This is a genomic window from Actinoplanes sp. NPDC051537, from assembly GCF_055586105.1.
The window spans coordinates 317,749-341,913 of record NZ_JBVJIU010000005.1 but is presented as its reverse complement, the minus strand read 5'-3'; the positions used below and the strand labels follow the sequence as shown (position 1 = coordinate 341,913).

The following is a 24,165-nucleotide window of genomic DNA, read 5'->3' as shown; positions in this document are numbered from 1 at the left end:
CACCCCCGCGGTAGGCACGTCCCGGGCCGTGGGGTAGCCGTATCGTCATCTCTGCGCCCTTTTGCCGACTACAAAGGGTTGCGAGCGCCACAGCAGCGGGTGTGGGATTCAGGAACAGCGTCGTAACAGTCACGAAACGACAGGAGCGGCCGCCATGGCGCAGAAGACCTCGGAGAAGGGGCTCAACGGCGCGGCGGCGCCGGTGGTGACCGAGCCCGGCAGAGTACGCAACGTGGTGCTGGTGGGCCATTCGGGTTCGGGCAAGACCACTCTGGTCGAGGCCCTGCTCGCCGCCACCGGAACGATTCCGCGGGCGGGGACGGTGACCGACGGCACCACGGTGTCCGACCACGACCCGGCGGCCGTGCGCCAGCAGCGCTCGGTGTCGCTGGCCTGTGCCCCACTGATGCACCAGGACGTGAAGATCAACCTGCTCGACACCCCGGGCTACGCCGACTTCGTGGGCGAGCTCCGCGCCGGCCTGCGGGCCGCGGACGCGGCCGTCTTCGTGGTCTCGGCGGTCGACGGCGTCGACGACGCGACCACCGCCCTGTGGGAGGAGTGCGCCGCGGTCGGCATGCCCCGGGCCGTGGTGATCACGCGACTCGACCACCCGCGCGCCGACTACGACGGCACCCTCGAGGCCTGCCAGGAGGCGTTCGGGGAGAACGTCATGCCGATCTACCAGCCGATGCTCGGCGACGACGGCCAGTCCGTCGCCGGCCTCATCGGCCTGGTCACGCTGCGCGTGCTCGACTACTCCGAGGGCTACCCGCCGCAGGAGGGCGCGGCCGAGGCCGAGCACCTCAACCCGATCGCCGACGACCGCAACACGCTCATCGAGGGGATCATCGCCGAGAGCGAGGACGAGACCCTCATGGACCGCTACCTGGGCGGCGAGGAGATCACCAGCGAGACGCTCGTGGCCGACCTCGAGATGGCGGTGGCCAAGGGAAACTTCTACCCGGTCATCCCGGTCTGCTCGGCCACCGGCGTCGGGCTCGACGCGCTGCTCGACGGCCTGGTCAGCGGCGCGCCGTCGCCGCTCGAGCACGACCTGCCGGTGGTCACCGGCGTGGACGGCGCGCCGCGCCCGCCGCTGACCTGCGACCCCGCCGGCCCGCTCGTGGCCGAGGTGGTCAAGACCACGATCGACCGGCACGTGGGCCGGGTCTCGCTGGTCCGGGTCTTCTCCGGCACGCTGCGCCCCGAGCAGGTCCTGCACGTCTCCGGGCACGGCATGGCCGAGCGCGGCCACCCCGACCACGACGCCGACGAGCGGGTCGCGCACGTCTACTCCCCGCTCGGCGCCCAGCTCCGCGAGGTGGCGTACTGCGTGGCCGGCGACCTCTGCGCGATCACCAAGTCGGGCAGCGCCGAGACCGGCGACACGCTGTCGACCAAGGACGACCCGATGCTGATGGCGCCGTGGAGCATGCCGGAGCCGCTGCTGCCGATCGCCGTCGTCGCCAAGACCCGCTCGGACGAGGACGCGCTGGCCAAGAACCTGGCCCGGCTCGTGGCCGGCGACCCGACCATGCGCCTCGAGCGCAACGTCGAGACCCACCAGCTGGTGCTCTGGACCATGGGCGAGTCGCACGCCGACGTGGTGCTCGACCGGCTCCGCTCGGGCGGGGTCGACCTCGACACCGAGCCGGTCAAGGTCCCGCTGCGGGAGACCTTCGGCGCGACGGCCAAGGGGCACGGGCGGCACGTCAAGCAGTCCGGCGGCCACGGGCAGTACGCGGTCTGCGACATCACCGTCGAGCCCCTCCCCCGCGGTTCCGGCTTCGAGTTCGTCGACAAGGTGGTGGGCGGCGCCGTTCCGCACAACTACATCCCCTCGGTCGAGAAGGGCGTGCGGTCCCAGCTCGACCGCGGCCTGGTCGCCGGTTATCCGGTGGTCGACCTGCGGGTGACGCTCTTCGACGGCAAGGCGCACAGCGTCGACTCGTCGGACGCCGCCTTCCAGACCGCCGGTTCGCTGGCCCTGCGCGAGGCGGCGGCCGCCGGCCAGCTCACCCTCCTCGAGCCGATCGACGAGATCGCCGTCCGGGTGCCGGAGATGTATGTCGGCGCCGTGATGAGCGACCTCTCCGGCCGCCGGGGCCGCCCGCTGGGTTCCGAGTCGGAGGCGGACGGCGCGCACAGCGTCGTGCGGGCCGAGGTGCCGGCGACCGAGCTCATCCGGTATGCGGTGGAGCTGCGTGCGCTCTCCTCCGGCGCGGGCACCTTCACCCGCACCTACATCCGTCACGAGCCGATGCCGGCCCACCTCGCCGACGCCGTGCGCAAGGAGCACGCCGCCAAGTAGCCCGCCGCATGACTAGAGAGTGATGGCGTTGGCCGCCTCGTGCATCGGCGCGAGGATCTTGTCGATCACCTGCTCCTTGCGGGGGTGGTACTTCAGGGTCCGCATGCCGTAGCTGCGGAAGGCGATCGCGAGGCGGCCGCCCGGCACCATGTCCTTGGCCATCTTGCGGCCGAAGGCCATGTTCTTCTCCACGTACGGCCGGAGGACGCGCTCGTACTCCTCGAGGCCGCCGGGCTTGCCCAGCTGCTCGGCCAGCACGTGCGCGCCGACCAGCGCCAGGCTGGTGCCCTGCCCGGAGGACGGCGCCGGGCAGTGCGCGGCGTCGCCGAGCAGCACCACGCGCCCGGAGGACCAGCGCGGCAGCTCGATCTGGCCGAGCGAGTCGAAGTAGAAGTCGTCGGCCCCGTCGATCGAGGCCAGGAACCGGTCGGTCTCCCAGCCCAGCCCCGCGAACTGCTCCTTGACCAGCGCCTTCTGCGCGGCCTGGTCGCGCCGGTCGTAGCCGACCGGCGGCGAGGCGAAGGTGAGACCGACCTTGGCCGGCTCGCCCGGGCCCATCGCGTAGGCGAAGACCAGCCGCCCGGGCCGGAAATACATCAGCTCCTCGCGATCGATGCCCAGGTGGTTCGGCGCCGAGAAGATCGAGATGTAGGCGCCCAGATGGTTGGGGGTCACCTCGCCGAACACCAGCCGCCGGGTCACCGAGTGCAGGCCGTCGGCGCCGACCACGTAGTCGAAGCGGCGCGGCGCGCCCTTTTCGAAGGTGACGTCGACGCCGTCCTCCCCGTCGACCAGCCCGGCGATCGAGTCGCCGAACACGTACTCCACGCCGGCCTTGCTCTCCTCGTGCAGCAACGCGCCGAGATCCCCCCGCATGACCTCGATGTCGTCGCCGCGCCGGCCCATCAGCAGGTCGGCCGGCAGCTGGGCGAGCGGGCGGCCGTCGCGTCGCACGTAGGTGATCTGCTTCATCCCGACGTCGAGGGCCGCGGCCCGCTCGTAGACGCCCAGCCGCTTGAGCGCCTCGGTGCCGGCGCCGCGCACATCCACCTTGTAACCGCCGGTGCGCGGCACGGCCGCCTTCTCCACGACGGTGACGTCGAAGCCGCGACGGCTCAGGCCCAGCGCCAGGGCGGGGCCGGCCACGCCGGCGCCCGAGATCAGTACCCGTGAGTTGCTCATGGGAGTACTATACAAACGTCTTACACGTTTGTATAGAGACTAGGATCGCCACTGTGGGTCACAAGGAAGATCTGCTGGTCGGAGCCAAGAAGGCGCTCCTCGACAAGGGCTACGCGCGCACCACGGCCCGCGACATCGTGTTCCTCTCCGGCACCAACCTCGGCTCGATCGGCTACCACTACGGCTCGACCGAGGCGCTGATGACGGCGGCGATGCTCAGCGCCATGCAGGAGTGGGGCGAGGCGGTCGGCGCCGCGCTGGCCGGGCCGGCCGGCGACGACGGCGAGGACCCGATGATCGGCTTCTGGCGGCGGGTGATCGACTCGATCACCGAGGATCGGCCGCTCTGGCTGGCCAGCATCGAGGTGATGATCCAGGCCGAGCACAACGCCCAGCTGCGCGAGCAGCTCGCGTGGGGCATCGACCAGGGCCGCCGCGGCATGGCCACGCTGGTCACCGGCACGCCGGAGGATCAGCTCGACGAGCGGGCGGTCCGCACCGTCGGCTCGATCCAGATGGCGCTTCTCTCCGGCGTGCTCACCCAGTGGCTGGCCGACCCGGGCACCGCGCCCACCGCGGAGGAGATCGTCGCCGGGATCAGAGCGCTGGCCACGCCTTCGCCAGCATGACCCGGGTGTCGGTGAGCACCTGCGGCAGCACCTTGGTGCGGCCGATCACCGAGATGAAGTTGACGTCGCCACCCCACCGCGGCACCACGTGCTGGTGCAGGTGGGCGGCGATGCCGGCGCCGGCCACCGCGCCCTGGTTCATGCCCAGGTTGAAGCCGTGCGGCGACGAGACGGCCCGCACCACGCGCATCGCCTGCTGGGTGAACTCGCCCAGCTCGACCGTCTCGGCGGCGGTGAGGTCGGTGTAGTCGGCGACGTGCCGGTAGGGACAGATCAAAAGATGACCCGGGTTGTACGGGTAAAGGTTGAGCACCGCGTAGACCAGCTCGCCGCGGGCCACCACCAGGCTCTCCTCGTCGGGTGAGACCGGCTGGCGGCAGAACGGGCAGCCCGACGGCTTGGCGTACCCCTCGGGCGGCGCGTCCTCGCCGGAGATGTAGGCCATCCGGTGCGGGGTCCAGAGCCGCTCCAGGCCGTCCGGCTCGAAATCCTCCGCCACGATGAGCAGCCTATGCCAAGGTGGCGGCGAGCCACGGCGGTAGCGCCTCGCGGGCCGACAGCCAGGCCGGCGGGATGCCGTCGACGCCGGTGTGCGCGGCCACGATCCCGCCCGCGATCGCGCAGGTCGTGTCCACGTCGCCGCCGGCCGCGACGCACGCCCGGATCGCCGCCGGGTAGTCGTCGAGGAACCGGTCGGCGACCCAGATCGCGAACGGCACCGTGTCGCGCGCCAGCGCCCGGTCGCCGCTGCCCAGCTCGTACGCCACCGCGCCGGGACGCCGGAAGCGGACGGCCGCGAGCAGACCGTCGCGGACCGGGCCGTCCGGGGTGTGCGCCGCCACCGCCCGCAGCAGCCCGGGCCGGTGCCCGTCGAGCCGCCCGGCCGACGCGAGCGCCGCCGCCACCGCGACCGCCACCCCGCCCGCGATGCCGTCGGCGTGCGCGTGCGTCACCTCGGCCGCCCGGGCGCCCTGCGTGGCCGCGCGCGCGAGTGAGTCGGCGTGCCAGGCGCCGAGCGGAGCCGCCCGCATGGCCGCCCCGTTGCCGGCCGAGCCCTGCCCGTCGAAGGCCGACGCCGCCGCGATCGGCCACGGCAGACCCTCCCGGATCGCCCGCAGCATGGTGACCGCGCCGGGGCCGTACCCCCGATACGGATCGTGATGCCGCCCGAGCAGGTCGGCGAGCGCGTCGCGGTCCAGATCGCCCTCGGCGAGGACGGCGACGAGGCAGCACGCCTCCTCGGTGTCGTCGGTCCACTCCCACGGGGCCGGCGGCAGGTCACCGAAGTCGAGAGGAGCCGCGAAGCTCCGGGCGCCCAGCGCGTCACCGACGCTCAGACCGGCCAGGCTCTCCAGGGCCAGGGCCAGTCGCGTACCGGGGAAAAGCGTGAATGACATCGGCACATCGGATGGTATTCCATCACTCGGCGTGATCGAAGGGTGTCCCTGAATCACGAGTTAGGCGCCGCTTGCCGTCGGCTGTACGGTCTTCGCATGGCCACGGTGTTGCTCGTCGAGGACGATCACGTCGTGCGTGGCGCCATGCTCCGATCGCTCACCGACCGGGGGCACGCCGTGCACGCGGTCGGCACCGCGCTGGACGCGTTGCGCCGGGTCGCCGCCGAGACCCCCGACCTCGTGGTGCTCGACCTCGGACTGCCCGATCTGGACGGTTCGGACGCGTTGCGCATGCTGCGTGGCATCACCGACGTGCCGATCATCATCGCCACCGCGCGCGACGACGAGCAGACCGTCGTCCGGCTGCTGCGAGCCGGCGCCGACGACTACATGGTCAAGCCGTTCACCGGCGCCCACCTCGACGCGCGCATCGCCACGGTGCTGCGCCGGGTGGGCCGCGCGAGCCGCACCGCCCAGCCCGCCGTGCACGAGGTCGGCGAGCTGCGGGTGGACATCGGCGAGCGCAGCGCCAGCCTGGGCGACCAGTCGCTGGCCCTCACCCGTAAAGAGTTCGATCTGCTGGCGTACCTGGCAGCCCGCCCGGGCCGGGTGGTCTCCCGTCGTGAGCTGTTGGAGGAGGTATGGCGACAGCCATCGGTCGGCGAGGACCAGACGATCGACGTCCACCTGTACTGGCTCCGCCGGAAACTGGGCGAGTCCGCGGCGAAGCCTCGCTACCTGCGCACCGTGCGGGGGGTCGGATTCCGGTTGGTGGCGCCGGACTGAGGTCCCGGCTGGCGATCATCACGGCCGCCACCACCGTCATCGCCGCCCTCGCGTTCCTCGTCCCGCTCGGCTGGGAGTTGCGCTCCGACCACCGTGACCAGGTCATGTCCGTGGCCCAGCGGCGCAGCGCCACGATCGCGGGCGCGATCGCCGCGGGCGCCGACAAGAAGGGCCTGGCCGCCGCGGTCTCGGCGGCGGGCGGCCAGACGGTGGTGCATCCGGCCGGCGGCGCGGCGAAGGGCCGGGCCGACGCGGGCGAGGTGCGGAAGACGGCCGAGAGCGGCGAGATCCGCGAGGTGCCGGTCTCCGACGGTCTCGTACGCCTGGAGCCGGTGACCGTCGGCGGCAGGACGTCCGTGGTCGAGGTGTTCGTGCCCGCCGCCGACCTGGGCGGCGACACCACCCGCAACTGGCTGCTCCTGCTCGGCATCGCGCTCGGCCTGGTCGGCGGCTCGGTGTTCGTGGTCGACCGGCTGGCCCGGGGCGCGGTGAGCTCGGCCCGCAACCTGGTCGACGCCGCGATGGCGGTCGGCGGCGGCGACCTCGACGTGCGCATCGAGCCGTCGGGCCCGCGCGAGCTGGCCGAGGCCGGCTATGCGTTCAACCGGATGGCCGACCGCCTGGTCAGCTCGCGCACCGACGAGCGCGAGCTGGTCGCCGACCTGTCGCACCGGCTGCGCACCCCGCTGACCGCGCTGCGGCTGGACGCCGAGGCCCTCGATCCGGACGACACCCAGGTCGGCATGTTCGATCAGGCCGAATTGGACAGAAGGCGCGGGATCCGGCGAATCCGGCAGGCGATCGCGACCCTGGAGGGCGAGGTCAACCAGCTCATCAACACCACCCGGCAGGCCGTCGCGGCACAGGTCGCGGAGGCCCCCGAGGACGGGTTGTGCGACGCCAGCGAGGTCGTACGCGAACGGATGATGTTCTGGTCGGCGCTGGCCGGCGATCAGAACCGGCAGTACCGGGTGATCGGCGCCCATCTCCGCATCCCCGTTCCGGTGGCCCGGGTCGAGCTGGCTGCCGCGCTCGATGCCGTTTTGGGTAATGTGTTCCGCTACACACCCCAGGGCACCGCCTTCGAGGTCGGCATCTCCCGGCGTGACGGCTGGGTGGCCGTCCGTGTCGACGACGCGGGCCCCGGGATTCCCGATCCGGAGAAGGCGATGCAGCGTGGCCAGAGCAACCAGGGCTCGACGGGCCTCGGTCTCGACATCGCCCGTCGCGCGGCGCAGGCGGCGGGTGGCTCGGTGAGCCTCGACCGGGCCGCGATGGGCGGCGCCAGCGTCGTGATGCTGCTCGCCGACGCCGAGGCCACCCCCAAGCAGGCGAGCCGGTTCGGGCTGGTCGGACGGCTGGCGCGGGAGCGCACGAGCCGGCCGGGCCGGGCCGAGTGAGCGGTGCAAGAGTTGCTTAGGTCTGTATTAAAGAGGTTTCCCCGGCTCGGCCGGGGTGGAATCTTTGGCTCCGATCCCATCCGGCTTCCCGGTTCGGAGCCCGCAAATCGTCCCCGCGAAGCGAACCGGCGAAGCCCCGACGCGGTGCGGGGTGACCACTTCGGGGTCACCTCTCACCGCGCCCCCGCCAGGCAAGGAGAGGATTTGTCCACCCACCGCCGGCCGGTGATCGCGCCGCGCGCGCATCGCCGGGTGGAGATGCCGCGCGGCGATCGTTCGTGGACACGTCGCCCCTGGAGCCATCGGCTGCTGCCGGTCGGGCTCGGACTCGCGGTGCTCGGCGTCGGCGGGGTCGTCGGCCCGAGCGTGGTCGAGGAGGTCTCCGGCGGCGGCTCGCAGCAGCTCGAGCTGACCGCGATGCCCAAGGACAACCCGGGCCAGGGCCTGGTCTACGAGGGGCTGTCGGCGGCCAAGGCCGATGCGATCTGCGCCGGTACGTACCAATTGGACGATCAGACCTGCACGCACGGCCCCGATCCGGCCCCGGCCGGTCTCTCGGTGCGCCGCGACGTCGCCCCGGTCACCTCCAAGGCGCCCGAGCCGGTCCAGCCGACCCAGGAGTCGGCCACCGTGCCGAGCGACGCCGAGATCGCCCGCGACGAGGGCGGCAGCGCGCTGACCGCGGACGCGCCGGCGCTGGTCCCCGACGCGGCGCCGGGCGAGGCCGACTTCGTGATGGGCACCCAGGGCGTGGCCTGCGAGTCCGACGGCCGCGGCGGCAAGCGGGTGCAGGTCCTCTACCTGCACGAGTTCGGCACGCCGTCGCGCTACACCGACTTCCTCGGCTCGATCCGCACCTGGACGGCCGGGGTCGACCAGATCTTCGACGAGAGTGCCGGCGAGACCGGCGGCTCGCGGCACATCCGCTTCGTCACCACCCCGCAGTGCCGGGTCGACGTGGCCGAGGTGCAGCTGCCGCCCGAGGCGCTGAGCTCGTTCGCCAAGAGCGTCCGGGCGCTGCAGACGCTGGGCTACAACCGCACCGACCGCAAGTACATGATGTTCGCCGACGCCAACGTCTACTGCGGCATCGCGACCTACATCGCCGACCGCCGGGCCGGCCTGGGCAACCGCAACAACGGCGGCCCGTCGTACGGCCGGGTCGACGCCGGCTGCTGGAGCTCGGTGATGGCCGCCCGCGAGCTGACCCAGACGCTGGGCGCCGTGCTGATCGACACGCCGAACGCGAGCGGCGCCGGCGGCTGTCTCGACGAGTACGACCTGCTCTGCGGCGAGGACCGGGCCGGCAAGGCGGTGCGCACCGTCTGCCCGAAGAAGCACGAGAACCGCCTCGACTGCGGGCACGACGACTACTTCAGCACCAACCCCAAGCCGGGCAGCTACCTGGCCACCAACTGGAACATGGCGACCAGCGAGTTCCTGCTGCGCAGCGACGGTGGCGACGACATCCCGGACGCGGGCCCGGCGCCCGCGGTCCCGGCCGAGCCGACCACGCCGCCGGCCACCGCCCCGGCGACCGTGACGCCGACGACCGCGCCGAGCGCCGAGGTGTCCTACGACGCCGGCGCCGCCGACGGTGGCGGCGACGCCCCGCCGAGCCCCGAGGTCACGGCCACGACCGCGCCGCCGCCGGCGTCGGCGCCGGTCTCCGAGGAACCGGTGCACGGCAAGGTGAAGCCGATCGTCACCCAGACCGTGGCGGCCCAGCCGGTCCAGGCCGTGCTCGAGATCCGCGACGCCACCAGCAGCTCGGTCCGGCTCACCTGGAGCGCGGCCTCCCCGACGGCGACCTACGAGGTGTGGGTCGGCAACTCGCCGATCGCCACCACGAAGGCGACCCGGGCCCGGCTGATCGGCCTCAAGCCCGACGCGAAGTACGCCGTGACCATCAAGTCCGGCAAGACGTACGCGGCGAAGGCCACCGCCGAGACCGCGCCGGCCGCCCGGCCGGCGCAGAACACGTGGTTCACCCTGACCAACGCGCTGACCGGCGGCGCCGCCGACCTGTACGCGGCCCGGACCGCGAACGGCACGCCGCTGACCCTGAGCGAGACCGACGGCAACGCCCAGCAGCAGTGGCAGCTCGTTCCGGCCGGGAACGGCAAGAGCTACTCGCTGGTCTCGCGGGCCACCGGCAAGTGCGTGGTGCCGCTCGACGGCAACCCGGTCGCGGGCACGCCCCTGGTGCAGGGCGACTGCGGCACCGACGACGGGGCCCGCTGGCAGTTGCAGGCCTCGGACTACGGATTCACCCTGCGTACCACGGTCGGCGACCTGGTCGCCGGCGTAGGCGAACAACGGTTCGGCGCACACCGGGTGCTGGTGCTTCAGAACGGCAACGGTCAGCGCCATCAGAGCTGGACAGCGGTACCCGACTAACGGGAGGCGAATGCTGTGCCCGAAACGCTGACTGAACACCTGGCCGAGCCCGAGGAGGGCCCGGCCCGGTTCAACAAACGCCGTCTGATCCGCTGGATCGCGATCCTGACGATCGGCATCATCGTGGTCCTTGCGGTCTGGCAAGAACCTCTTTACGCGCGTTTCTGAGCGTAGACGTCGATCTCGGCCAGCAGGGCTTCCTTCCCGGCCGGGGAGAGGAAGCTCTGCGTCACCGCGCCGCGGGCCAGGCCGGCCACCCCGTGCGCGTCGAGGCCGAGCAGGCGGGCGGCCACCGCGTACTCCTCCTCGAGGGTCGTCCCGAACATCGGCGGGTCGTCCGAGTTGATGCTGACCGGCACGCCCGCGGCGACCAGCGCCGGCAACGGGTGCTCGTCCAGCGAGGCGACCGCGCGCGTACGCACGTTGGAGGTCGGTGAGATCTCCAGCGGAATGCCGTGCCCGGCCAGATGGGCCACCAATTCCGGGTCCCGCGCCGCGGTGATGCCGTGCCCTATCCGCTCGGCGCCGAGATCGTGAATCGCCGACCAGATCGTCTCCGGCCCGGTCGTCTCGCCGGCGTGCGGCACGCTGTGCAGCCCGGCCGCCCGCGCCCGGTCGAAGTACGGTTTGAACTGCGGTCGCGGCACCCCGACCTCGGGGCCGCCGAGGCCGAAACTGATCAGCCCGCCGGGCTGCTCCTCGAGCGCGATCCGCAGCGTTTCCTCGGCCGCCGCCAGCCCGGCCTCGCCCGGGATGTCGAAGCACCAGGCGAGGTCGATGCCGAAGTCGGCGGCGGCGCCGCGCCGGGCGTCCTCGATCGCCTCGCAGAACGCCGGCGCCGGGATGCCGCGCTTCACGCTGGAGAACGGCGTGATCGTCAGCTCGGCGTAGCGCACCTGCTGGCGGGCCAGCTCGCGGGCCACCTCGTAGGTCAGCGTGCGGACGTCCTGGTCGTCGCGGATCAGGTCGACCACGGTCAGGTAGACCTCGATGAAGTGCGCGAAGTCGCGGAACGCGAAGTAGTCGGCGAGCGCGGCGGGGTCGGCCGGGACCGGCGACCGGCCCTCGTGCCGGGCCGCGAGCTCGGCGACGATCCGCGGCGACGCCGAGCCCACGTGGTGGACGTGCAGCTCGGCCTTCGGCAGCTCGGCGATGAACGAGGTCAGGTCGCTCACGGAAATCCCCTCTGTGTGGCGGTCTATGACGCGGTCCGCGCCACCACGAAGACGCGGCGGAACGGGAACGCGACGTGCCCGTGTGCCGCCGGATAGGCGGCGGTCAGCTCCCGCCCCAGGTCGGCGCGGAAGGACTCCCACGCATTCTCGTCGAGGGCGGCCTTGACGGGCCGCAATGCCGTCCCTTCCATCCACCGCAGCACCGGATGCACGTCTCCCTCGGCCGGCAGCAGATGGAGATAGGTCGTCTCCCAGGCGTCGACGGTCGCGCCCGCGCCCATCAGCAGGCCGGCGTAGCCGGTCGGATCGTCCACCGGCGCCTCCCGGGTCGCGTGCGCCACCCCGTACCGGCCGGCCACCGCGCGCAGCAGCCGGTGCGAGGGCGCGTCGAAGTTGCCCGGCACCTGCATGGCCAGCCACGCCCCGGCCGGCAGCTCGGCCGCCCAGCGGGTGAGCAGCTCGCGATGGCCGTCCACCCATTGCAGGGTCGCGTTGGTGACCAGCACGTCGACGTCCGGCCCGGGCTTCCAGTCGCGCACGTCGCCGAGCTGGAACCAGGCCGGCCCGCCGTGCGCGACCGCCTTGTCGATCATCTCAGGCGACGAGTCGACGCCGGTCAGGCGGGTCCCCGGCCAGCGCTCGGCGAGGGTCAGGGTCAGCTCGCCGGGACCGCAGCCGAGGTCGACGACGGCGCGCGGGCGCACGGCGCCGATCCGGCCGGTCAGGTCGAAGAACGGGCGCGAGCGCTCGGCGCCGAAGCGGCGGTAAATGGCCGGATCCCACATGGTCAGCCTCCAAACCGTACGTACGTCTTGCAAGAAGATACCACCGCCGGCGGTAAGGTCGGCCCGTGGAAAATCGCAGCTTCTCGAGGATGGGCCGCACCGTCGGCGTGATCGGCCTGGGCGCCTGGCAGCTGGGCGCCGACTGGGGCGACGTGAGCGAGGCCGACGCGCACGCGACCCTGCAGGCCGCGGTCGACACCGGGGTCACCTTCATCGACACCGCCGACGTCTACGGCGACGGTCGCAGCGAGCAGATCGTCGGCTCGTTCATCAAGGACAAGCCCCAGCTCACTGTCGCCACCAAGATGGGACGGCGGATGCCGCAGCTGGTGGCGAACTACACGCTCGACAACTTCCGGGCCTGGACCGACCGCTCCCGCGCCAACCTCGGCGTCGAGACGCTCGACCTGGTGCAGCTGCACTGCCCGCCCACGCCGGTCTTCTCCTCCGGCGAGGTCTACGACGCGCTCGACACCCTCGTCGAGGAAAAGCGCATCCGGGCGTACGGCGTGAGCGTCGAGAAGGTCGACGAGGCGCTCGCGGCCATCGCCCGCCCGGGCACCGCGAGCGTGCAGATCATCCTCAACGCCTTCCGGCTCAAGCCGCTCGAGCGGGTGCTGCCGGCCGCGGCCGCCGCCGGCGTGGGGATCATCGCGCGGGTGCCGCTGGCCAGCGGGCTGCTCTCCGGCCGTTACGACGAGCACACCACGTTCCCGGCCAACGACCACCGCAACTACAACCGGCACGGCGAGGCGTTCGACGTCGGCGAGACCTTCGCCGGTGTCGACTTCGAGACCGGGCTCGAGGCGGTCCGGCGGCTGCGGCCGCTCATCCCGGCCGGCGCCACCATGGCCCAGTTCGCGCTGCGCTGGATCGTCGACCAGCCGGCCGTCACCGTGGTCATCCCCGGCGCCCGCAACGGCGAGCAGGCGCGGGCCAACGCGGCCGCCGCCGGCCTCGCGCCGCTGCCGGCCGAGACCCTTTCCGCCGTCACCGAGGTCTACGACGAGTTGATCCGTCCGATGGTGCATGACAAATGGTGAACGATCCGGCATCGCCCCCGCGGCTCAAGGGCTGGTTGCCCATGACGATCGGCTTACTCGCGATCGTGCTCGGTGCTCTGTGGACACTGCAGGGACTCGACATTCTGACCGACAGCAAGATGAGCGGTAAAGAAACCTGGGCAATCATCGGCGGCGCCGTTGCCGTGTTCGGCCTGATCTTGGTAGTGATCGGCGAGCGTGTCCGATCTCGATCCAAAAGATAAATACGCGGAAACAAAAGAAAAGCCCCGCACTCACGCCGATCCCATAGACGGGCGCGACGAGAGTGCGGGGCTTGTGTTGATCGGAAGCCGACCTCCGCCAGGCGATCGGCAGCCGGTCGATGACCGGCATGGTGTCTCAGAGCGGGCGAACCTGCTCCGCCTGCGGGCCCTTCTGGCCCTGGGCGATCTCGAACTCGACCCGCTGGTTCTCTTCCAGACTGCGGTAACCGCTCATCTGGATGGCCGAGAAGTGGACGAACACGTCAGCACCCCCGCCATCGACGGTGATGAAGCCGAAGCCCTTGTCCGCGTTGAACCACTTCACGGTTCCTTGCGCCATACTGAACTCTCCCTCTGAAAATGCCAGCCCTGCTGAGCCCGGGCCGATGACCGTTTTCGAGCAGCGGCGCCGTGAGGCGGCCCTTCCAGAGGACGTCCCATCCGCCACCACCCGGTGACGCCAACCGACTCTCTATCGGGCGGCATCCCGTGGTCTTGGCGGAAGCAGCGAACCACTTACGCAAAAACTGGCCACACTGTACCCGAAAAGCGGCGCGGAAAGCTGCCCCCGACCCGAATCGAATAAACGTTCGCTGATGCGGAAAAGGCCCCCCACTTCGCTCTCGCGATGTGGGAGGCCGACCTTGCTCTCGGCGAACTACTCCGGCCAATGACCAGTCAGTTTGCGCACGCTCGTGGCGCCGCCTCGATCGACGGCCGCCTTCACGAGCGCGAAGATCGCACCCTGCAGCGCGGCGGCCGCGAGGATCTCGCCCCATCCACGGTCCTCATCGGTCGCGTTCGGCGCATCGTCGTCGCCGGCCACCGCCTTCCAGACCTCCTTGAAGGCGAAGCCCGCGATGGCGCCGGCGGCCACGCCGAGCAGCATGCCGACCGGCTTGTACGCGATCTTCCCGGCCTTGCTCAACGCCGCCTCCCGCGCATCACCAGGAAGACTCCGACGACCGCCGCGACGCCGGCCACCACCAGCGGGACCGGCACCGGCGAGGACCGCACCGCGTCGCGGGCGCGCGTCGTCGCCTTCTCGACCTCGCCGCGGGCACGCACCTTCGCCTTTTCGACCTCGTCGCGGGCGCGGGCCTTCACATCGGCCTTCGCCGCCAACGCCGAAACGGTCTCACCGAGCTCGGCGCGCGTTTGCCGGATGCCGGCTCGCAACTCCTCGACCGTCGGTTTCGGGACCGGCTGATCCTTTGTCTGATCGCTCATGAACGGGCTCCCTTGACCGCCTGCTTGACCTCGTCCACGTCGGCCTTGACGCTTTCGATCGCGGCCACCGGCTCCGGTGGCACCGCCTTGGTCACCTGATTCTTGCCGATCAGTGCCAGCACGCCGGCGACCAGGAACAGCGCGGCCGTCCAGATCAGGGCCGCGAGCCAGAGCGGCAGGAAGATGTCGAAGACGATGATCAGCGTGGCGATCGCGGCCCCGATGCCGTACAGGCCCAGGACGCCGCTCGTGCCGAACAGGCCGATCCCGATGCCGGCGTGCTTGCCCTTTTCCGCGAGCTCCGCCTTGGCCAGCGCCAGCTCGTCCTTGACCAGCCGGGATATCTGTTCGCTGGCCCGCTGCACCAGCTCGGCCGTGGACTGCTCCGCCACCGGACGAGTCTCTTTGCCGTTCAGGACATCGGCCATGTTCGCCCCCTTTCCCCTACACCGGTTTATGCCCTGATCAACTGGTCGTCAATCCTCCGGCGCAAAACCCGGCAGACGGGCATCGACCAGGCGTCCGGCGTCATCCCCGTCGGGACCGGCGAATCGGGCGCCGCGCTCCTCGCCGTCGCGGCCGCCGGAGAACACGCGGCTGTCCTCGTCAGCATCGCCCGCCGCGGGCGTTCGCGGGGCGAGACCGGCCGGAACGCGCTCGGACACCAGGTCGGCGCGCACCCGGGGGAGCGAGTCGCGCTGGTGCTGCCACACGAACGTCACCAGGCGCTCGCGCACCAGGCAGCGCAGGTCCCACAGGGCCGGCGCGTCGGCGGCACTGACCAGGGCCCGCAGCCGCACGTTGCCGCCCACGGCGTCGGTCACCTGGAGCACGCAGACCCGGCCGTCCCAGAGCGGCGACCCCTCGCAGACGGCGCGCAGCTCGGCCCGCAGCGGCTCGATCTCGGTCGAGAAGTCCACATCGAGCTCGGCGGTGCCGAGGACGGCCGAGTTCGTCCGGGTCCAGTTCTGGAACGGCTTGCTGGTGAAGTACGACGTCGGCAGCAACAGCCGGCGGTCGTCCCAGATCTGCACGGCCACGTAGGTGAGGGTGAGCTCCTCGATCCGGCCCCACTCGTTCTCGACCACGACCACGTCGTCGACGCGGACGGCATCGCTGAACGCGAGCTGGAGGCCGGCGAAGACATTGCCCAGCGTGCTCTGCGCGGCCAGCGCCGCGATGACGCTGACCAGGCCGGCCGAGGCGAGCACGCTGGCGCCGAGCGCCCGGATGCCGGGGAAGGTCATCAGCACCACGCCGAGCGCGAGCACCACGATCGTCGCCACCGTGAGGCGGCGCAGGATCACCAGCTGGGTCTTGAACCGGCGGCGCTTCAGGTTGTCCGGCACGTCGGTACGCCAGTGGGACAGCGCCGCGTCCTCGAGGACCAGCACCAGGGCGCCGACCAGCCAGGCGAAGGCGGCGATGAACAGCACCACGAGCAGGTGCAGCAGGGCGTCGCGGCCCGGGAAGTCGCCGGCCCGCCAGCGGATCGCCTGCTGAACCGCGAACAGCGTGAGCGTGGCCAGGAACGGGTGGTGCGCGGTGCGGGCCAGGTCGGCCGCCAGATCCGAGCGGCGGCCGAGGCGTCCGACCAGCCAATGCAGGATCTCCACGAGCACGATCGCGGCGCCCGCGGACACCACGACCGCGAGAAGGGCGAGCATCAGGTCGTGCACGTTCCTCTCCTAAGATGGTTGAAACGGAGACCAGCGACCCAGCTTGCCCGGGTCCCCGGTCTCCGCAACCCTCTCGCGCGGAGATTGGGCGAGGCTCACACTTTCCGATACCGGGCCTGGGCGAAGCAGTAGATGCCGAACGCGGCGATCCCGACACCGATCAGGGCGAGCAGCCAGACGCCCCACGGGTGGCCGGCCAGCGTCTTGAGCGCGGCGTCCAGACCGCGGGCCTTGTCCGGGTCGTAGGTCACGGCGGCGGCCACGACCAGGATGCCGGCGATGGCGTACGCGACGCCCTTGGCGATGTATCCGGCCATGCCGAGGCGCGTCGTCGACTTTCGCACCGAGGCGGCCATCTCAGAAGTGTTCAGGTGCTTCAGGAACTTCTTCCGCAGCCCGTACACGAAGATGCCGACCCCGACGCCGATCACCACGAGGCCGACGAAGCCGATCAGCCAGCGTCCGCCGGAGTGGGTCATGATGCCGGCCGACTTGTTCTCCTGGCTCTGCGCCATCGACGCGTTGGCGCCGCGCAGGATGTTGACCGCGTACCAGGCCAGCATCAGGTAGAGGACCGCGCGCACGCCGGAGACGACGCGCTCGGCCATCGCCGACTTGTCGCGCGGGCCGCTCTCGCCGATCACGGCCTCGAAGGCCTGCCACAGCGCGAGCCCGACCATGCCGATCGCGATCAGGACCAGCAGCACCTTGCCGAAGCCGTTGCCAGCCAGCGTCTTCAGAGCGCCGGACTGGTCGCTCTCCTGGCTCGATCCGCCGAAGGCGACCTGGAAGACGATCCAGGCGAAGAGAAGATGCATGACGCCGTAGCCGACGAAGCCGGCCCGGGCGACGTACTCCAGCGGCTTGCTGTCGGCCGCTCGTGATGCGGTGTATTTGACGTTCGAGGTCGCGGAGGACATGTCCCCCTCATTGACCCGTGCCGTCGTTCGACAAACCTCAGTTACGTGACACCTGGAAACTGACGGTGTCTCCGGTGACGCTGTCGAGTGCCACGTTCAGCCCCGCGACCTGCACGGCCTGCTGCCCCTTGGTGAGCGTGACCTGCTTGCCGGCGACGTCGAGGGTCACCGTGTTCGCGTCGGCGCTGACGAACTTGGCCTCGACCCCCAGGAAGCTGGCGCTCGCGTTGGTCTCGCGGTCGAGGGTCACCGTGCACTGGTCGACGCCGCAATTGACGTTGTCGCTGCTGCAGGCGGCGGTCGATCCGGCGAGCGCGAGACCGAGGAGGGCGGAGCTGAGAGCGGCGGCGACGCGCCGGGTGGGCTTGAGCACCCTTCGAGGGTACGGGCGCCGCGCGACCCTAAGGTGGCAGGTGTGAGCGACTTCGATGTCCGGGACAACGCCGCGAACCACCGCTTCGAGCTGCTGGCCGACGGCGAGGTGGCCGGGCTGGCCATGTACCGCCTCCGCGACGGCGCGATCGTCATCACCCACAGCGAGGTGAGCCCCGAGTTCCGCGGCCGCGGCTACGGCAACGAGCTGGCGAGCCGCACCCTCGGCCTGATCCGCTCCCGGGGCGAGAAGGTCATCACCCTGTGCCCGTTCTTCGCCCGCTACGTCCAGGACCACCGCGAGTGGGACGACATCGTCGTCGAGCCCTGACTCGGCCGATTTTCTGAAGCTCAGGCGGCCAGCGGGGCCGGGACCGGGCTGCCGGCGATGAGCTCGGCGGCGGCCAGGCCCAGGGCGCGGGTCGCGCCGTAGGTGGCGATGTGCACGCCGCCCAGCACGGTCACCGGGACGCCCATCTCGACGACGATCGCGTCGGGGCGGGACTCGAGCACCCGCGTCAGGGCCGTGGCCAGCCATGGGTGGCGGTGGACGTCGCGGGCCACCAGCACCAGGGCCCGGCCCTCGGCGCCGGCCAGCACGGGGGCCGCGGGGTCGGCCAGGCCCTCCAGGTCGTCGGCCGTCAGGCGGAGCGACGTGGTGCCGGGGAGCAGGTCGTCCAGGGGCGCGCCGACGCCCCACGGGGTCTCGGCGCCGATCGCGATGTTGCGCGGCGGGGCGAACTCGACCACGTGGGCGGGACGGTCGATGGGCAGGCGGGCGGCGGTGTCGGAGACGGTCACCCGGATCGCGCGGCGGGCGGCGTCGAAGCCGACCTGGGAACCGTTGCCGGCCGGGCGGACGGCGGCGCGGGCGCCGGTCTCCGTCTGCACCCGGGTGGTCCAGGCGCCCAGGGCGCGGACCCGGGCGGCCGCGTCTGCCAGCCGCTCCTCGGGCAGCTCACCGGAGCGGACGGCGGCCACGATCGCGTCGCGCAGCTCGGTCGCGGTCTGCTCGTCGGCGTGGTCGCCGCCCACGCAGATCGCGTCGACGCCGGCCGCCAGCGCCAGCACGGTCGCGCCGGCCAGGCCGTACTTGCGGCGCACGCCCTGCATCTCGATGCCGTCGGTGACGATCAGGCCGTCGAAGCCGAGCTCGCCGCGGAGCAGGTCGGTCATGATGCGGCGGCTCAGGGTCGCCGGCAGCACGTCGTCGTAGGCGGGGACGAGCAGGTGGCCGGTCATCACGACCTGGACGCCGGCCTCGATCGCGGCCCGAAAGGGCAGCAGCTCCACGGCGTCCAGCTCGGCCCGGCTACGGGCGATCAGCGGGACGTCGTGGTGCGAGTCCACGCTGGTGTCGCCGTGGCCGGGGAAGTGCTTCGCACAGGCGGCGACGCCGGCGTCCTGGAGGCCGCGGACGAAGGCGGCCGAGTGGCGCGCCACCAGCAGCGGCTCGGCGCCGAACGCGCGTACGCCGATGACCGGGTTGTCGGGGTTGCTGTTGACGTCGGTGTCGGGCGCGTAGTCCAGCGTGATGCCGGCGTTCGCGAGGTCGGCGCCCAGGTCACGGGCCACGGCCTCGGTCAGCGCCGGATCGTCGATCGCGCCCAGCGCCAGGTTGCCCGGCCGGGAGCTTCCGCTGCGCGACTCGAAGCGGGTGACGTCCCCGGCCTCCTCGTCGATCGCGACGATCACGTCGGGGCGCTCGGCCCGCAGCTGCGCGGTGAGCGCGGCCAATTGCGCCGGCGACTCGACATTGCGGGCGAACAACGCCACCCCGCCGAGACCCTCGCCGAGCCAGCGGCGGACCCAGTCCGGTGCGCTGGTGCCGACGAACCCGGGCTGGAGCACGGTCGCGGCCAGCTCCGGCAAATCGTGGTTGGGCATGGGCCCCCGTACCTCCGGTGACGTCGTCGCGCGCGCTCGTGGGAGCGCGCCCCCCGCATTGCTGCCCTATGGTCACACCCGTTCCCGGATTTAGTCAACAAACCTTTCTATTTAATGAGACTCACCCGGGAGCCGATACGATGCCGGGGTGTCGATCCCCCGCACGACGCTGGCCGCTGGATCGGGCGTCGATTGGTCGCAGGTTCACGCCGTACGCCTGCTCGGTGTGGCTCTTGCCGTGATTTTTCTTCTCTGGGCGATTCGCCGGATGTTCGGCGGGAAGAAGTAGCGCCGTTTGCCGGTGACCATGCTGGGGCACAATGGCGGCTCGATGAAGCTTCCCGTGTACGGACCACGTCTCCGCCGGGTCGCCCGGCAGCAGTTCGGGTGGCCCTCGCTGCGCCCGGGCCAGTTCAAGCCGATGCGCGCGGTGCTGCGGCGCCGCGACGCCCTGGTCGTGCTGCCGACCGGCGGCGGCAAGTCGGCGATCTACCAGATCCCGGCCGTGCTGCTGCCCGGGCCGACCATCGTGATCTCGCCGCTGCTGGCGCTCCAGCAGGACCAGATCGCCGCGCTCAACGAACGGGACGACCCCAAGATCCGCGCGGTGCGGGTGAGCTCGGCCGAGACGCCGAACCAGCAGCGCGAGGCGATCGAGGAGATCCGGTCGGGGCGGGCCGAGTTCCTGTTCATCACGCCCGAGCAGCTCAGCGACCCGGACCGGCTCGCCGAGATCAGGTCGTTGAAGCCGGGCCTGGTGGCGATCGACGAGGCGCACTGCATCTCGGCGTGGGGGCACGACTTCCGGCCCGACTACCTGGCGCTCGGCGACATGATCGAGCAGATGGGACGGCCGCCGGTGCTCGCGCTGACGGCGACGGCCTCCCCGCCCGTACGGGAGGACATCGTCGCGCGGCTGCGACTGCGCGGGCCGGAGATCCACGTCTCGGGGCTGGACCGGCGCAACCTGTTCCTCGAGGTGGCGTACTGCCCGGACGAGGCCTACCGGTGGCGGCGGCTGACCGCGCTGATCGACGCGGCGGAACCGCCCGGGATCGTCTACGTCGCCACCCGGCGGGCGGCCGAGGAACTGTCGGAGCGGCTGGTGGACGCCGGCTACAACGCGGCCTTCTACCACGGCGGCATGGCCGGCGGCCCGCGCGAGCAGCGCCAGGAGGACTTCGCGAACGACAAGATCGACATCATGGTGGCGACCTCGGCGTTCGGGATGGGCATCGACAAGGCGAACATCCGCTGGGTCGCGCACGTGGCGCTGCCCGACTCGCCGGACAGCTACTTCCAGGAGATCGGGCGGTCGGGCCGGGACGGCTCGCCGGCGCACGCCATGCTGCTGTGGCGCGCCGAGGACGAGGCCATCCAGCGGTTCTTCACCGGCGGGTCGCCGGACGAGGACGAGCTGCGTGCGGTGGCCGCCGCCCTCCGATCGGGACCGCTGACCAAAACGGCTCTCCGCGAGAAAACCGGCCTCGGGCCGCGGAAGCTCGGCCAATATCTGGGGCTGCTGGAGCAGGTCGGGGCGGCCGTCTCCGGGACCGGCAGCAAGATGACGGTGCCGACGTTCGCGCCGCTGCCGGCCGCGGCGGCGTCGGCGGCGGTGAAGGACTTCGAGCGGCAACAGGTCGTGATGCGGTCGCGGACGGACATGATGCGGGGCTTTGCCGAGAGCCGGGGCTGCCGGAGCCAGGTGCTGCTCGCGTACTTCGGCGAGGAGCTGAAGCATCCGTGCGGGCACTGCGACAACTGCGTGGACGGCGTCACTCCTTCGCCTGCGGATGGGCCCTTCGCGATCCACAGCAAGGTGCGTCACCAGGAGTGGGGCAGCGGGATGGTGATGGGCTACGAGGAGGATCGGATGACCGTGCTCTTCGACGAGCTCGGCTACAAGACCCTGTCGGTGCCCGTCGTCCTGGAGAACCAGCTGCTCACGGCCGAATGACGGGGGCGCGGCCGACGCACCACTAGGCCGTGGCGCGGGGCTCCCCGCGGTACGTCCCGAACGACCACAAGTTGCCCTCGGGGTCCTGGGCCGCGAACTCGTGCGAGCCGTAGTCGGTGGTCTGCGGCTCGCGGATGATTGTGGCGCCGGCCCGCATGGCTCGGCCGTGCAAACCGTCGACGTCGTCGGTCACGACGTAGGCGCCGAACGTGCCGGGCGGCAGTGACCACGGGTCGTCGGGGCCGCGGTTGGCCGAGCCGAGCATGATGCCGCCGCCGAGGGGCCAGGATAGCTGGGCGTGGTCGACGCGGTCGCCGTCGCCGTAGACGGCCGTCTCCTCGAAACCGAACGCGTCGACCAGGAACTTGATCAGAGCACGGGCGTCGGTCGCCCGGAGGGTGGGCCACACCTGCGGTGGCGGTTGCCTGTCATCGGTCATGCGCCGATCATTGCGGGGACCGGGCGGCCGGGTCTTGGACAAAACCGAACTCGTCGGCCAGCCAGCGCGTCGGCGTGCATCCCGCTAACGCACGAAATTCCCGGACAAGGTGGGACTGGTCGGCGAAGTGGTGGGCGGCGGCCAGGTCGGCCAGGCGGGAATCGGGGGTCAGGGCGCGGCGCGCGCGGTCGAAGCGGGCCACGCGCGCGGCCTCCTTGGGACGCAGGCCGACCTCGGCGCGGAACCGGTCGGTCAGGTGGCGGGCGCTCCAGCCGACCTCGGCCGCGACGTCGGCGACGGCGACCGGGTCGCCCGGCCCGAGCAGGCGGCGCACCGCGTATCCGACCTCGCCGGACACCCCGGCCGGGTCGGCCCGCAGGTGGCGCGCGAGCACGCCGTCGAGGGCGGCGAACCGGGACGGCCAGTCGCCCGCGGCGCGCAGGCGGTCGCGGACCTCGTCGACCAGGACGGCGCCCAGCACGGCGGCGGCGTCGATGTCGAGATGGGCCAGCTCGGCGGCGGGCAGGCCGAACAGCGCCCGGCAGCCGAGCGGGCGCAGCGCCACCTGCACCCCGGACTGCCGGCCCGGATGGGTGATCAGCGCGGGCGTGAGGTGCAGCCCGCCGATCAGCGCGTCGTAACGGCCGGGCCGCTGGCGGGGGTCGGGGTGGGCGACGACCTCCAGCGGGTCGTCGAGGGTGAAGATCAGGGTGAGGTACGGCGAGGGCAGCCCACGATGCCGCGCGGGCGCGACGCCCGCCTGCCGGTAGCCGGAGTAGAACCCGACGAACGGCCGTAACGCGGCGGACGGCCGCGCCTGCGCGTACTCGTCGACTGCCACCTCACCGGCCACCTCACCAGCGTCGCACGAGTCAGTCGGCCAGGGCCTTGGCCAGGTCGTCGCGGAACGCACGCTCGGTGTCGGTCACCGTCTCGCCGCCGATGCCGAGGACGCCGCCGGTCGAGGCCGCGCCGACCACGCTCTCGGCGATCTCGACCAGCCAGTGCTTGTAGGTCTCGGCGTCGGCCTGCTCGGCCTTGGCGGTGAGCAGGGCGTTCGCCTCGGCGGCGCGCAGCAGGACATCTTCGGCGTACGCGATGGGATCCCCCGGCTCGATGACCGGCGCCTCCTCGCCGAGCTCGGGGTCGCCCACCTCGGCGACCAGCGCCGCCGCGACGGCCGCGACCATCGGGCTCGCCGACGTGCGCGCGTCGGAGATCACGTCGAGGCCGGCCTCGCTCTCGGCCCGGGTCTTGCGGGCGCTGTCGGGCGTGGCGGCGCTCGCCGCCGTCAGCACCGACTGCGGCAGGCCGACCAGCAGGCCCCACTCGGAGTCGGTGAAGCCCAGCGTCGAGTACAGCGGATCGTCGGTCACGAGTCAGTCCTTATGTCTCGGCAATCGGGTACGGGTCGCTTCTTACCCCGAAGTCGTCCGCAAATTACCAGCGTCGGCGGGTTTTCGGCGCCAGAGGGCCAGCGCCCGCGCGGCGGCGGCGATGATGGCGGCCGAGGCGATCGCGGTGACGGCGTCGGCCAGGAGCGGGGCCTGGAGCGGATCGATGCGCGAGACGGACTCGACCACGGCCAGCGCACAAAGGATCCCGTAGCCGGCCGCGGCCACGGCGACGGTCTGAACCCGGGACCGTTCCGGCAACGAGGTGTGCGCAAGGAGCCAGGCCAGCAGCGGGAGGGCCAGGACGCCGTGCATCGGGACGAAGTGGGCCGGTTTCCAGCGGGCGCCCACCGCGTAGGCCGCGAGCTGGTCGCCGTGGACCACGTCGAGGACCGCGATGACGACCATGACGGCGCCGATCGCCATGGCGACGACGAGGGACCCCAAGCCCGCCCGCAGGGCCAGGCGCATGGACGGCGCCACGGACGGGAGCGGGCGGAACGCGACGACGGCGAGGGCGACCACGACCAGGATCAGGACTCCCCCGCCGGCGGCCAGCACCCGGGAGATGGCGGTGTCGAGCGGGGTCTCCATGTCGAAGTGGGACGGGACGTGCCGCCAGGCCTGGACGGTGATCAGGGTGACCTCGGTGAGGCAGGCCAGGGCGAACACGCCGAGCAGCAGGCGGCGCGTGCGGTCGCGCAGCGGCAGGTAGGACGCGACCCAGGCCAGGGCGATCAGGGTGAGGCCGAAGGACAGGCCGAACGTCGTCGGTTTTCGCCAGGAGACCGGGCCCTCCCAGGTGCCGCCGGAGGTGATCAGGACGGCGGCGTGGAAGAGGCCGCTCGCGATCAGAACGGCGCCTAACTGGTAGCACGCGCGCTCGATCGGGCGTGGGCTCGTGTCGGTGGCCATGCGAGGGATCCTTCCGGAACCGCGCGGGGAGGACATC

Annotated in this window: 28 protein-coding genes; 11 read left to right on the top strand and 17 right to left on the bottom strand. The window is 71.7% G+C overall.

Annotation, left to right across the window (positions count from 1 at the left end; translation table 11 throughout):
• Window positions 1-154: 154 nt before the first annotated feature.
• Window positions 155-2,314, top strand: a complete 2,160-nt coding sequence (locus tag ACZ6TB_RS14190) for an elongation factor G-like protein EF-G2 (RefSeq protein WP_465554257.1) — start codon at window positions 155-157, stop codon at window positions 2,312-2,314.
• A 12-nt stretch (window positions 2,315-2,326) separates the two neighbouring features.
• On the opposite strand, the gene ACZ6TB_RS14185 is transcribed toward ACZ6TB_RS14190, so the two are convergent.
• Window positions 2,327-3,496, bottom strand: a complete 1,170-nt coding sequence (locus ACZ6TB_RS14185) for an FAD-dependent monooxygenase (RefSeq protein ID WP_465554255.1) — start codon at window positions 3,494-3,496, stop codon at window positions 2,327-2,329.
• A gap of 53 nt (window positions 3,497-3,549) precedes the next feature.
• Here ACZ6TB_RS14185 and ACZ6TB_RS14180 point away from each other — a divergent pair, with 53 nt between their 5' ends.
• Entirely contained in the window at window positions 3,550-4,125 is a 576-nt protein-coding gene (locus ACZ6TB_RS14180; RefSeq protein WP_465554253.1) for a TetR/AcrR family transcriptional regulator, read from the top strand.
• Here ACZ6TB_RS14180 and ACZ6TB_RS14175 read toward each other — a convergent pair.
• The gene (locus tag ACZ6TB_RS14175; protein ID WP_465554619.1) at window positions 4,094-4,570 is read right to left on the bottom strand and encodes an HIT family protein; all 477 of its coding nucleotides are present in this window, start codon (window positions 4,568-4,570) and stop codon (window positions 4,094-4,096) included. The genes ACZ6TB_RS14180 and ACZ6TB_RS14175 overlap by 32 nt on opposite strands.
• A gap of 64 nt (window positions 4,571-4,634) precedes the next feature.
• The gene (locus tag ACZ6TB_RS14170) at window positions 4,635-5,522 is read right to left on the bottom strand and encodes an ADP-ribosylglycohydrolase family protein (protein ID WP_465554251.1); all 888 of its coding nucleotides are present in this window, start codon (window positions 5,520-5,522) and stop codon (window positions 4,635-4,637) included.
• 96 nt (window positions 5,523-5,618) lie between these two features.
• On the opposite strand from ACZ6TB_RS14170, the gene ACZ6TB_RS14165 reads away from it, so the two are divergent.
• The 4 genes from ACZ6TB_RS14165 (at window position 5,619) to ACZ6TB_RS14150 (ending at window position 10,276) form a co-directional block, all read left to right on the top strand.
• Complete coding sequence (locus ACZ6TB_RS14165) at window positions 5,619-6,308, top strand: response regulator transcription factor (RefSeq protein ID WP_465554249.1); 690 nt, start codon at window positions 5,619-5,621, stop codon at window positions 6,306-6,308.
• A 104-nt stretch (window positions 6,309-6,412) separates the two neighbouring features.
• Entirely contained in the window at window positions 6,413-7,708 is a 1,296-nt protein-coding gene (locus ACZ6TB_RS14160; protein WP_465554247.1) for a HAMP domain-containing sensor histidine kinase, read from the top strand.
• A gap of 204 nt (window positions 7,709-7,912) precedes the next feature.
• Complete coding sequence (locus tag ACZ6TB_RS14155; protein WP_465554245.1) at window positions 7,913-10,108, top strand: RICIN domain-containing protein; 2,196 nt, start codon at window positions 7,913-7,915, stop codon at window positions 10,106-10,108.
• A gap of 15 nt (window positions 10,109-10,123) precedes the next feature.
• Window positions 10,124-10,276 carry a hypothetical protein gene (locus ACZ6TB_RS14150; protein WP_465554243.1) on the top strand — a complete coding sequence of 51 codons (153 nt, stop codon included), beginning with the start codon at window positions 10,124-10,126 and terminating at the stop codon, window positions 10,274-10,276.
• Here the strand turns inward: ACZ6TB_RS14150 and ACZ6TB_RS14145 are convergent.
• The gene (locus ACZ6TB_RS14145; protein WP_465554241.1) at window positions 10,261-11,283 is read right to left on the bottom strand and encodes an adenosine deaminase; all 1,023 of its coding nucleotides are present in this window, start codon (window positions 11,281-11,283) and stop codon (window positions 10,261-10,263) included. The genes ACZ6TB_RS14150 and ACZ6TB_RS14145 overlap by 16 nt on opposite strands.
• A gap of 23 nt (window positions 11,284-11,306) precedes the next feature.
• Entirely contained in the window at window positions 11,307-12,068 is a 762-nt protein-coding gene (locus ACZ6TB_RS14140; RefSeq protein ID WP_465554240.1) for a trans-aconitate 2-methyltransferase, read from the bottom strand.
• 65 nt (window positions 12,069-12,133) lie between these two features.
• On the opposite strand from ACZ6TB_RS14140, the gene ACZ6TB_RS14135 reads away from it, so the two are divergent.
• On the top strand, window positions 12,134-13,111 hold the full coding sequence (locus tag ACZ6TB_RS14135) for an aldo/keto reductase (protein WP_465554238.1): 978 nt from the start codon (window positions 12,134-12,136) through the stop codon (window positions 13,109-13,111).
• A complete protein-coding gene (locus ACZ6TB_RS14130; protein WP_465554236.1) occupies window positions 13,105-13,335 on the top strand; it encodes a hypothetical protein in 231 nt (76 codons plus the stop codon). Before ACZ6TB_RS14135 ends, ACZ6TB_RS14130 begins: the two co-directional genes overlap by 7 nt.
• A 136-nt stretch (window positions 13,336-13,471) precedes the next feature.
• Here the strand turns inward: ACZ6TB_RS14130 and ACZ6TB_RS14125 are convergent, their stop codons facing one another.
• The 7 genes from ACZ6TB_RS14125 to ACZ6TB_RS14095 form a co-directional block, all read right to left on the bottom strand.
• Window positions 13,472-13,675 carry a cold-shock protein gene (locus ACZ6TB_RS14125; protein WP_030440218.1) on the bottom strand — a complete coding sequence of 68 codons (204 nt, stop codon included), beginning with the start codon at window positions 13,673-13,675 and terminating at the stop codon, window positions 13,472-13,474.
• 318 nt (window positions 13,676-13,993) lie between these two features.
• Entirely contained in the window at window positions 13,994-14,263 is a 270-nt protein-coding gene (locus ACZ6TB_RS14120; RefSeq protein WP_465554233.1) for a DUF4235 domain-containing protein, read from the bottom strand.
• The gene (locus ACZ6TB_RS14115; RefSeq protein WP_465554231.1) at window positions 14,260-14,565 is read right to left on the bottom strand and encodes a DUF3618 domain-containing protein; all 306 of its coding nucleotides are present in this window, start codon (window positions 14,563-14,565) and stop codon (window positions 14,260-14,262) included. The genes ACZ6TB_RS14120 and ACZ6TB_RS14115 overlap by 4 nt, the downstream gene beginning before the upstream one ends.
• A complete protein-coding gene (locus tag ACZ6TB_RS14110; protein ID WP_465554230.1) occupies window positions 14,562-14,993 on the bottom strand; it encodes a phage holin family protein in 432 nt (143 codons plus the stop codon). The genes ACZ6TB_RS14115 and ACZ6TB_RS14110 overlap by 4 nt, the downstream gene beginning before the upstream one ends.
• A 48-nt stretch (window positions 14,994-15,041) precedes the next feature.
• Window positions 15,042-16,232 carry a mechanosensitive ion channel family protein gene (locus tag ACZ6TB_RS14105; RefSeq protein WP_465554617.1) on the bottom strand — a complete coding sequence of 397 codons (1,191 nt, stop codon included), beginning with the start codon at window positions 16,230-16,232 and terminating at the stop codon, window positions 15,042-15,044.
• Window positions 16,233-16,339: 107 nt separating this feature from the next.
• On the bottom strand, window positions 16,340-17,164 hold the full coding sequence (locus ACZ6TB_RS14100) for a DUF1206 domain-containing protein (protein ID WP_465554228.1): 825 nt from the start codon (window positions 17,162-17,164) through the stop codon (window positions 16,340-16,342).
• 37 nt (window positions 17,165-17,201) lie between these two features.
• Window positions 17,202-17,537 carry a hypothetical protein gene (locus ACZ6TB_RS14095; protein WP_465554226.1) on the bottom strand — a complete coding sequence of 112 codons (336 nt, stop codon included), beginning with the start codon at window positions 17,535-17,537 and terminating at the stop codon, window positions 17,202-17,204.
• A gap of 42 nt (window positions 17,538-17,579) precedes the next feature.
• Here ACZ6TB_RS14095 and ACZ6TB_RS14090 point away from each other — a divergent pair, with 42 nt between their 5' ends.
• On the top strand, window positions 17,580-17,867 hold the full coding sequence (locus ACZ6TB_RS14090) for a GNAT family N-acetyltransferase (protein WP_465554224.1): 288 nt from the start codon (window positions 17,580-17,582) through the stop codon (window positions 17,865-17,867).
• A 20-nt stretch (window positions 17,868-17,887) separates the two neighbouring features.
• On the opposite strand, the gene ACZ6TB_RS14085 is transcribed toward ACZ6TB_RS14090, so the two are convergent.
• On the bottom strand, window positions 17,888-19,423 hold the full coding sequence (locus ACZ6TB_RS14085) for a glycoside hydrolase family 3 protein (RefSeq protein ID WP_465554222.1): 1,536 nt from the start codon (window positions 19,421-19,423) through the stop codon (window positions 17,888-17,890).
• 148 nt (window positions 19,424-19,571) lie between these two features.
• Between ACZ6TB_RS14085 and ACZ6TB_RS14080 the strand changes: the two genes are divergently transcribed.
• Together ACZ6TB_RS14080 and ACZ6TB_RS14075 are read left to right on the top strand one after the other, a co-directional pair.
• A complete protein-coding gene (locus tag ACZ6TB_RS14080; protein WP_465554220.1) occupies window positions 19,572-19,712 on the top strand; it encodes a hypothetical protein in 141 nt (46 codons plus the stop codon).
• A gap of 42 nt (window positions 19,713-19,754) precedes the next feature.
• Window positions 19,755-21,380 (top strand): RecQ family ATP-dependent DNA helicase, encoded by a 1,626-nt coding sequence (locus tag ACZ6TB_RS14075; RefSeq protein ID WP_465554218.1) that lies wholly within the window; start codon window positions 19,755-19,757, stop codon window positions 21,378-21,380.
• 22 nt (window positions 21,381-21,402) lie between these two features.
• On the opposite strand, the gene ACZ6TB_RS14070 is transcribed toward ACZ6TB_RS14075, so the two are convergent.
• The 4 genes from ACZ6TB_RS14070 to ACZ6TB_RS14055 are packed head-to-tail and all read right to left on the bottom strand — an operon-like array spanning window position 21,403 to window position 24,128.
• Window positions 21,403-21,819: a VOC family protein gene (locus tag ACZ6TB_RS14070; protein ID WP_465554216.1), complete on the bottom strand. Its 417-nt coding sequence runs from the start codon at window positions 21,817-21,819 to the stop codon at window positions 21,403-21,405.
• A gap of 7 nt (window positions 21,820-21,826) precedes the next feature.
• Window positions 21,827-22,660 carry a helix-turn-helix domain-containing protein gene (locus ACZ6TB_RS14065; protein ID WP_465554214.1) on the bottom strand — a complete coding sequence of 278 codons (834 nt, stop codon included), beginning with the start codon at window positions 22,658-22,660 and terminating at the stop codon, window positions 21,827-21,829.
• 31 nt (window positions 22,661-22,691) lie between these two features.
• A complete protein-coding gene (locus ACZ6TB_RS14060) occupies window positions 22,692-23,195 on the bottom strand; it encodes a hypothetical protein (protein WP_465554212.1) in 504 nt (167 codons plus the stop codon).
• Between the two features lie 42 nt (window positions 23,196-23,237).
• Window positions 23,238-24,128 (bottom strand): hypothetical protein, encoded by an 891-nt coding sequence (locus ACZ6TB_RS14055; protein WP_465554210.1) that lies wholly within the window; start codon window positions 24,126-24,128, stop codon window positions 23,238-23,240.
• Between the last annotated feature and the right edge of the window lie 37 nt (window positions 24,129-24,165).

Bases quoted from the DNA above. Each gene is read 5' to 3' on its own strand.
- ACZ6TB_RS14190 (WP_465554257.1), top strand. From the start codon at position 155: ATGGCGCAGAAGACCTCGGAGAAGGGGCTCAACGGCGCGGCGGCGCCG.
- ACZ6TB_RS14185 (WP_465554255.1), bottom strand. From the start codon at position 3,496: ATGAGCAACTCACGGGTACTGATCTCGGGCGCCGGCGTGGCCGGCCCC.
- ACZ6TB_RS14175 (WP_465554619.1), bottom strand. From the start codon at position 4,570: ATGGCCTACATCTCCGGCGAGGACGCGCCGCCCGAGGGGTACGCCAAG.
- ACZ6TB_RS14170 (WP_465554251.1), bottom strand. From the start codon at position 5,522: ATGTCATTCACGCTTTTCCCCGGTACGCGACTGGCCCTGGCCCTGGAG.
- ACZ6TB_RS14165 (WP_465554249.1), top strand. From the start codon at position 5,619: ATGGCCACGGTGTTGCTCGTCGAGGACGATCACGTCGTGCGTGGCGCC.
- ACZ6TB_RS14160 (WP_465554247.1), top strand. From the start codon at position 6,413: ATGTCCGTGGCCCAGCGGCGCAGCGCCACGATCGCGGGCGCGATCGCC.
- ACZ6TB_RS14140 (WP_465554240.1), bottom strand. From the start codon at position 12,068: ATGTGGGATCCGGCCATTTACCGCCGCTTCGGCGCCGAGCGCTCGCGC.
- ACZ6TB_RS14130 (WP_465554236.1), top strand. From the start codon at position 13,105: ATGGTGAACGATCCGGCATCGCCCCCGCGGCTCAAGGGCTGGTTGCCC.
- ACZ6TB_RS14125 (WP_030440218.1), bottom strand. From the start codon at position 13,675: ATGGCGCAAGGAACCGTGAAGTGGTTCAACGCGGACAAGGGCTTCGGC.
- ACZ6TB_RS14115 (WP_465554231.1), bottom strand. From the start codon at position 14,565: ATGAGCGATCAGACAAAGGATCAGCCGGTCCCGAAACCGACGGTCGAG.
- ACZ6TB_RS14110 (WP_465554230.1), bottom strand. From the start codon at position 14,993: ATGGCCGATGTCCTGAACGGCAAAGAGACTCGTCCGGTGGCGGAGCAG.
- ACZ6TB_RS14105 (WP_465554617.1), bottom strand. From the start codon at position 16,232: ATGCTCGCCCTTCTCGCGGTCGTGGTGTCCGCGGGCGCCGCGATCGTG.
- ACZ6TB_RS14100 (WP_465554228.1), bottom strand. From the start codon at position 17,164: ATGTCCTCCGCGACCTCGAACGTCAAATACACCGCATCACGAGCGGCC.
- ACZ6TB_RS14085 (WP_465554222.1), bottom strand. From the start codon at position 19,423: ATGCCCAACCACGATTTGCCGGAGCTGGCCGCGACCGTGCTCCAGCCC.
- ACZ6TB_RS14075 (WP_465554218.1), top strand. From the start codon at position 19,755: ATGAAGCTTCCCGTGTACGGACCACGTCTCCGCCGGGTCGCCCGGCAG.
- ACZ6TB_RS14070 (WP_465554216.1), bottom strand. From the start codon at position 21,819: ATGACCGATGACAGGCAACCGCCACCGCAGGTGTGGCCCACCCTCCGG.
- ACZ6TB_RS14055 (WP_465554210.1), bottom strand. From the start codon at position 24,128: ATGGCCACCGACACGAGCCCACGCCCGATCGAGCGCGCGTGCTACCAG.